This is a genomic window from Shewanella bicestrii, from assembly GCF_002216875.1.
Taxonomy (GTDB): Bacteria; Pseudomonadota; Gammaproteobacteria; order Enterobacterales; family Shewanellaceae; genus Shewanella; species Shewanella seohaensis.
The window spans coordinates 4,317,947-4,325,414 of the sequence record NZ_CP022358.1; the positions used below are offsets into that span (position 1 = coordinate 4,317,947).

Genomic DNA, 7,468 nt, shown 5'->3' on the forward strand with positions numbered 1-7,468 from the left:
CGCACCCATCTTGACGAAAGCAAAGGACAGAAATGCATGGCCATGACAGATACAGAATTTCACCAGCTCGCCGATGACATGTTCCAAGCGATAGAGACCGCTATCGAAACCGCAATTGATGAACAAGACGCCGATGTCGATATTGATGCCAGCGGTAACGTTTTACAGCTGGAATTTGTCGATGGTTCGAAAATTGTCATCAACAAACAAGAGCCTTTGCATGAGATTTGGGTTGCAACCCGTTTTGGTGGCTATCACTTTGGTTTTGTTGATGGTAAATGGATTGATGGCCGTAATGGTGGCGAGTTTATGCCCTTTGTACAGGACTCTATCCTTCGCCAGAGCGGTATCGCACTGAGCTTCTAATATAAGCGCGTGCAGCTTTAACAAGCGGGAGCGATTCCCGCTTAAAACTCCACGTTAGCGTTATTGATATCGACCCCAAAGGGCATGACAGTCAACTCGCCCGCTACCCGCACTAGATGGAAAAACTGCGGAATGTTAAACCTCGCCTTCGAAGCATAATACTCATCAAATACATAGTGATGACTCACTTTGTTCACCAATTCCATCATATTCGAGCCCGGCTGCACATAATGGCTAAGCTGATTATCTTCATCGAGAATAAACACATCCAAACTTTCGGGCCGCTGGCGCAGGAAATATTGAATCGCTCCCTTAGCCGCAAAGTTCTGAATAATTTTTGGCATACTCGAAAAGGGATCGTCGCCCAACTCGGGCCGAGGCAATTGCACCAGATGGCTGCGTGACAGCTGCTGATAGAAGGATTTGGCATCGCTCAAGTCCTGATACGCCATCCCCAATGGGTTAAAGAATATCCCATAACGGGTATGACTGATTTGCAGCGGCTGCACTAAAGTGCTCGATTGTTGCACCTGCTGACATAGGCGCACGGTTTGTTTCAGCAGGTTTTTCACCGCTAACTTAAGCTGAGGCCTGAGTTTTTGTGAGCAGCTAATCACATCCATATCCACCGGATGGGTCGCACGCCTTAATCCCGGCGTGACAAACGATAGCGCCTGCAATACTGCGGTTTCGCCCTCAAAACGGTGGCATTGCCACTCTCCCCAACTATTGAGGCAGATGGCATCCAGGGCGCCGAGCATATTTTCCTTCTTACGGCCTAATGAAAACACGTTGGCATTCATCACATCGACCATCATCTCTTGCCCATGCCAGTGGACGGTAGGGTCGCAGTCGAGATTAAGAACAAAAATCAGCTTTCTAAAATGCCAGGGCTGACATAGGTCGAGTTTCGATACCCGCCAGTCGTGGTCGATAAAGTTCAGTAACCGCCGCGCCGCCTCGGTTAAGCGACGAGACTTAACCTTACTCTGGCCAAACTCATACCATTTGGTTTCTGGCGTCGACACGCCATTTAAGCAGGCCCAGATCATCAATGCCGAGGGAGTTTTCCCCTTACATATCGCCGATTCACCCAACAGATTTTGCGGTTTGGGCCCCTGGCGGTAGAGGTAATATTGGTTTTCCTTAGTACTAGACACCATAGTCACTTCAGATTCGGCGACCGAGCGGCTCCAGAGCAGATTTAACTTAGCGATTTGATCTTCATCTTGGCTGAAGTAAGTGTGCAGCTTGCGAGTGAGCATCCCTAACTCTTCAATCCTGAGCCCCTCATTCAATTCATGGGTCGAGGCGAAGCGCAGCAGCGTTTGGTAACTCGCCAGTAACAACTCGTTGAGCTGTTCATTGAACCAGTTCAATTGTCCGCTGTGCCAATGCTCACAGTCATCTAAGGTCGAAATTAAGCTGTCGGGCCACTGCCATTCTTGCACTAGCTTTTGCATTTTGGCGTAGCGCCAGTCTTTGCCTTGGTCCGCGACGCTCAAATACACGCCACATTTGAGATAAAAACAGCGGCGCACAATCTCGAGTCGACGATTATCATTCTGCTTTAATAGATAAGCTTCGATGACCTCATAAATCGCGTAATAAGCATCATTAGAGGTGGAAAAATCCCCCGCTAAGGTCTTTTGCCACAACCTGTCGCACAACAGTTGCGAATGTGGATATTCACTCGCATAGGCTTCCAGTAGCAGTACTTTTATCAACGCCTTATGGGGTTTATTGAGGCCTTTATAGAGCTGCCACAGCGACGCCCCAAAGTACTCACTCGCCGGCAGCTCGTGCACATTACCTAGGTACAGCAGCTCAGGATTAAGCTTGGCATCGGGCCACCATGCGATGGTTTTACCCGCTAACCGAATTTGGCTGCGATAAAACTCCTCAAGCAATAACCAGTGTTGCGTACTGCCGCTGTGCTCATGGGCCATCGACGATTGGCAACCGGAACGCTGCGATTTATCGCCGGAAAATTGCAGCGGGTGAACTAAGTAAAAATTCACCTCAAACTGATATTCGGCAAACCAAGCAGTTAAACGCTCGGCTTTTAATTTGATTAAGGCTAAATCCTCATCACACAGCTGTGCATGGTGCACTAGCCATACATCCACATCACTTTTGGCATTCTGGCCAAAACTGGCCGTGCTGCCCATAGCGTAAACGCCTTCAAAGGCTGGATTTTCAGCCTCGCTGGCAATAAAGGGGAGCTTAAATACATCGCAGGCCTGCGCCTCAAGTGAATCAGGACGATAACCTTGGATCCCGCACGGAGTGTCGGCATCAACAAAGCCAGGATACTGGACGCTATTCTGCTGAATAAGGAAAGGGATCAAACGGAACAAATGCTTTTGAAGCGGCGACAACAAGGCTAAAGCTCGTGCGATACGAACTTGATTAAGTCTTTCTGCAATATCAGGAAATTGACCTTGCTGATCCATCCAAGACCACGACACTTAAGCACGAGTAAGAAGTGTGCTCATGTTAACACTTTTGCAAAGTTGAGCAACCAAATGAGAAGCTCGTCACACTTTAAGTCAATTTAGAACGCCGCCGACTTCAAAGAATCGATACGCCTTCCTTACATTCACGAATAGCCAATGTTAGCATTGGCGCAACTAAGATCTCGGATGGAAACTAGGCATGTCTGAAAACCGCATACGTATCGCTACCCGCAAGAGTCCGCTGGCCATGTGGCAAGCAGAATTTGTTAAAGCAGAATTAGAACGCGTTCACCCAGGTATCGTGGTGGAGCTATTGCCAATGAGCACTAAGGGCGATGTTATCTTAGACACCCCATTAGCTAAGGTTGGTGGTAAGGGCCTGTTCGTAAAAGAACTCGAAGTCGCCATGCTGGAAAACCAAGCCGATATCGCTGTGCACTCGATGAAAGACGTGCCAGTGGATTTCCCCGAAGGCTTAGGACTGGAAGTGATTTGTGAGCGCGAAGATCCGCGCGACGCCTTTGTGTCTAACCTTTATAAGTCAATCAGTGAGCTACCACTTGGCGCCACAGTCGGCACCTCAAGCCTACGTCGTCAGTGCCAGCTGCGCGCCTCACGCCCAGACCTGATTATCAAAGATCTGCGTGGCAACGTCGGTACTCGCCTCGCGAAACTCGATAACGGCGAATACGATGCGATTATCCTGGCTGCTGCAGGTTTAATCCGCCTGAAATTGTCTGAGCGTATCGCCAGCTTTATCTCTGCGGAAGAATCCTTACCCGCCAACGGTCAAGGTGCTGTCGGTATCGAGTGCCGCACTAACGATGAACGCGTAAAAGCACTCCTAGCACCTTTAGAACACTTAGAGACTCGCTACCGCGTGATCGCCGAGCGCGCCATGAATACTCGCCTCGAAGGCGGCTGCCAAGTACCTATTGGTGCTTTTGCCGAAATCCACGGTGATGAGATGACACTGCGCGGCCTCGTAGGTAACCCAGATGGTAGCGAAATCATCGAAGGCGTGATTACAGGTCCAAAGACCGAAGCAACGAAACTCGGTGTGGCCCTGGCTGAAGAACTACTCAGCAAAGGCGCCAAAAGCATCCTCGACGCTGTTTACGCAAAAGCCTAAGACGATGAAAGTCTTACTGACGCGCCCCGAGGGGCGCAATCAGTCCATGGTCGATGCCTTAACTGAAAAGGGTATCGACCACTGCGTTACCCCGCTCCTCTGTGTTGAGGCCACGCCTGTGCTGCCACCTGACACTTCACATCCCCTAGCCGATGTCGATATGGTTATCTGTATCAGCGCCAATGCGGTGAGCTTTGCTGATGCTGCGTTTAACGTCGATACAGCCCAAGTTAAAGACTGGCCAAGCGTGCCTTATTTCGCCGTGGGTCATGCGACTTGGGAAGCGCTGCAAGAAAAGGGAATTGAGGCTCTCGAAGCACCGGATGATTGCCAGCAAACGGAAGGCTTGCTGACCCTGTCTGCGCTACAAGATATCCAAGGCAAACACATCACTATCATTCGTGGCGTCGGTGGTCGTGAAGCCCTCGCCGAGCAACTGAGTGCTAGAGGCGCGAAGGTGCGCTATTGGGAAGTCTATCAACGCGCTTGCCCGCCGCTCGATGGTGCCGCTGTTAGCCAACAGTGGCATGACTTTGGGATAGATACTATCGTCATAACGAGTGGTGAAGTACTGGATAATCTGATTAATCTAGTGCCAAAAGAGTTATTTGCATGGCTGCGCTCATGTCATATCATAGTCCCCAGTAACCGAGTAGAAGCTCAAGCTCATGCCTTTGGTATAACCCAAGTCACCAATGCCAATGCCGCCAACAGCAAAGCCGTGCTAAACGCCCTTAAACTCTAAGCGCTATTTAGCCCGATTTTACTCGAATTTCGGCAGTAGCATGATTTTAAGGACTGTTAAATGGATAACAACAAGCACGACGCCCAAAGCCCAGAGTCACAGGCTACCCCAGTTCTCGCTCCATCGGTCAATACCGATGACGTTGCAGCAAAGACCGAAGCGTCTGAACCGCAGGTCAATCAGCTCGAAGATAAAGCCGTCAAACCTGCCGATACTCAGCCGCAAGCCAGCAAACCCGAATCGACCAAAGCGACTCGCCAAGTGGTGCAAGTGAATCGCAGCTCCAGGGCGATTCGTTTTGGTGTGCTATTGGCCTTAGGCTTAACCGTTTGCACCATATGTGGTGGCTATTTGCTGTATCAACAAATGCAGCAACAGCTTCAAGCACAAATCCAAGTGCAAACCAACAAAAATCTGGCCTTGCAGGATCAATTACAACAAGCCTTACTCGCCCCGAATCAGCGCATTGCGCAGCTTGAGCAACAACAACTGTCAAATACCAAAACCTTCCAAGAGCTCGCCAAACTCGCCTCGGACCAAAGTCAGTTGCAGGACAGGTTAAATAAGCTGGCCCAACGTAGCCCAACCCACTGGATGGCCTCGGAAGCAGAATACCTAGTGAATATGGCGGGGCGTAAGCTTTGGCTCGAAAAAGATCCACGCACGGCAACCGACTTACTAAAGTCAGCCGACGAAACCATTGCCGCAATGAATAACCCTGCTTTACTGCCAATCCGTAAGGCGCTGGCCAAGGATATTGCCGCGACCACCAACATTAAGAGTGCGGATATTGAAGGCAGCGTATTAGCTCTCGATGCCTTAATCGACCAACTCGATAAGTTGCCCCTTAGCCGCGCGGATGCTGACGCAAGCGCCCCTGAAGATACTACCATTTCTGGCGATCTGAATGATTGGCAAAGTAACCTAAGTAAAACTTGGAAGGCGTTAACCCAAGATTTTGTTACCATTCGCCACAAAACCGCCGATGCGCCTGCCCTGCTCGCACCGGAGCAACAATGGTATTTGGTCGAGAATATTCGCCATAAACTGCTGCAATCTCAACTGGCACTCTATCGCTATGATAGAGCGGCTTATCATCAATCACTGATGATGGCGCGCCAGTGGATCCAAACCTATTTTGATGTTCAAGCCCACCCTACCAGCGAAGCCATCGCCGAGATAGACAAACTGGCGACATTGGAGCTTGACCCTATTACGCTGAAATCCTTTGCCGCTAAACCACTGTTATTACAGTTAACCAGCTATGGTGAACTCACCTCTTCAGAGGAACCACAGCTATGATTAAGGCATTGATATTTCTTGGGATCATATTAATAGGCCTGTGTATCAGCCCTTGGATTGTCGGCAATACTGGCTATGTGTATATTGCCGCTGGCGATTATCAGCTTGAGACCAGTTTAGTCTTTGGGATCATCATGTTAATCGTGTTCTATGCCCTGTTCCAAGTGCTGGAATGGCTAGTGATCACTGTGATTAATTTGCTGCTTCGCAGCCGTTTTATCCCGCAGCATTGGCGTCGCCGCTCCGCCAAGAAACACACCCTAATCGGCGCACTCGCCATTGCCGAAGAAGATTGGCCAGCAGCAGAGCGCGCCATGATTAAAGGGGCTGACAACGGTGAACTGCCAGCATTAAATTTGTTAGCCGCTGCACGTGCTGCGCAACATCAAAATAAAATCGCCGAGCGAGATCAATACCTTGCCCGCGCTGAAGCCCAACCTATGACGGCCAATGCGGTAGCGACTACTCGTACACGTTACTTGCTCAAGCAAGGGGAACTCGCCTTAGCCAGAGCGGAACTTGATAAGTTAACCCCAACCAGCAAGAGCAAAGCCCCAGTGCTGAAACTCGCCCTAGAGTTGTACCGGACGCAAGAAGATTGGGAAGCGCTTAAGCTGTTGCTCCCAATACTGAAGAAACGTCAGATCTTAGAGGATGCCAAGCTAAATGCACTCAGCGTTGAAACCCATTGCGCCCTGTTAAAAGCAGCGAGTCTTAAAGGGGAAGATGCCCTAGAGCAATGCTGGCAATGGCTTTCACGTGATGAACGTAACCAGTCTGAGTTTTTAGCAATTTACGCCATGGGCTTATGCCGCTTTAATCGTAAAGACCAAGCGCTTAAATTACTCTCGAAAAAGCTACGTAGCTCGCCTGAGTCGGCACTGTTAGAAGTGATACCACAAATAGTCACCGCCCATGACGAAGAGATCCGCAAGCAATTACTCAAGCATGAAATAACCCATGAGAATAATGCTGATTACCAAAAGTGCTTAGCGCTGTTGTATCAACAAACCCGCGACATGAAAGAAGCTAAAACCTGCTGGCAGAATGTGTGTCGTCTCGCCCCAAGCCAAGCGTCTTGGTTATCGCTTGCCCGTATTCAAGAACAACTCGGCGAACAAGGTAACGCCAATCAAAGTTATCGCCAGGCGGTTAACTTGTAATTTGCTATAGCCGCAGCCCCCCAATCGGAGTTGCGGCCCCTCAAATCTAACCAATCACTTCCGTTTTAGCTTGCCTGCACGCCGTTTTCGCAGAATTCATAAAATTTTAATGTCTATACACAGATCGATTTGTTATAAATATGTTTCTACATATAAAACAAAGGTACTAGATGCAGCGTCTATTCTGCTTTAAGATACCACATCTAGTTAAGGCAGATTTAAACGCCAATTTTTCGCACCACTCTCCGTAAAACCCAGTCATAGCAAGTTATCGCGTCGCGTCAAAAAATTGACTTCCTAT

Annotated in this window: 6 protein-coding genes; 5 read left to right on the top strand and 1 reads right to left on the bottom strand. The window is 49.3% G+C overall.

The genetic code is table 11. From position 1 onward, the window contains the following. The first annotated feature begins 36 nt into the window (after window positions 1-36). Window positions 37-366, top strand: coding sequence for an iron donor protein CyaY (gene cyaY, locus CF168_RS18905; protein ID WP_011621196.1), 330 nt, complete (start codon window positions 37-39; stop codon window positions 364-366). Window positions 367-407: 41 nt separating this feature from the next. On the opposite strand, the gene CF168_RS18910 is transcribed toward cyaY, so the two are convergent. Beyond that, entirely contained in the window at window positions 408-2,822 is a 2,415-nt protein-coding gene (locus tag CF168_RS18910; protein WP_089068649.1) for a class I adenylate cyclase, read from the bottom strand. Window positions 2,823-3,024: 202 nt separating this feature from the next. On the opposite strand from CF168_RS18910, the gene hemC reads away from it, so the two are divergent. Genes hemC through CF168_RS18930 form a run of 4 tightly spaced genes read left to right on the top strand, consistent with a single transcriptional unit; the run spans window position 3,025 to window position 7,167 of the window. Next, entirely contained in the window at window positions 3,025-3,957 is a 933-nt protein-coding gene (hemC, locus tag CF168_RS18915) for a hydroxymethylbilane synthase (RefSeq protein ID WP_089068650.1), read from the top strand. Window positions 3,958-3,961: 4 nt separating this feature from the next. Next, on the top strand, window positions 3,962-4,702 hold the full coding sequence (locus CF168_RS18920; protein ID WP_089068651.1) for a uroporphyrinogen-III synthase: 741 nt from the start codon (window positions 3,962-3,964) through the stop codon (window positions 4,700-4,702). 60 nt (window positions 4,703-4,762) lie between these two features. Beyond that, entirely contained in the window at window positions 4,763-6,004 is a 1,242-nt protein-coding gene (locus tag CF168_RS18925; protein ID WP_089068652.1) for a uroporphyrinogen-III C-methyltransferase, read from the top strand. Beyond that, complete coding sequence (locus CF168_RS18930) at window positions 6,001-7,167, top strand: heme biosynthesis HemY N-terminal domain-containing protein (RefSeq protein ID WP_089068653.1); 1,167 nt, start codon at window positions 6,001-6,003, stop codon at window positions 7,165-7,167. The genes CF168_RS18925 and CF168_RS18930 overlap by 4 nt, the downstream gene beginning before the upstream one ends. Window positions 7,168-7,468 lie beyond the last annotated feature (301 nt).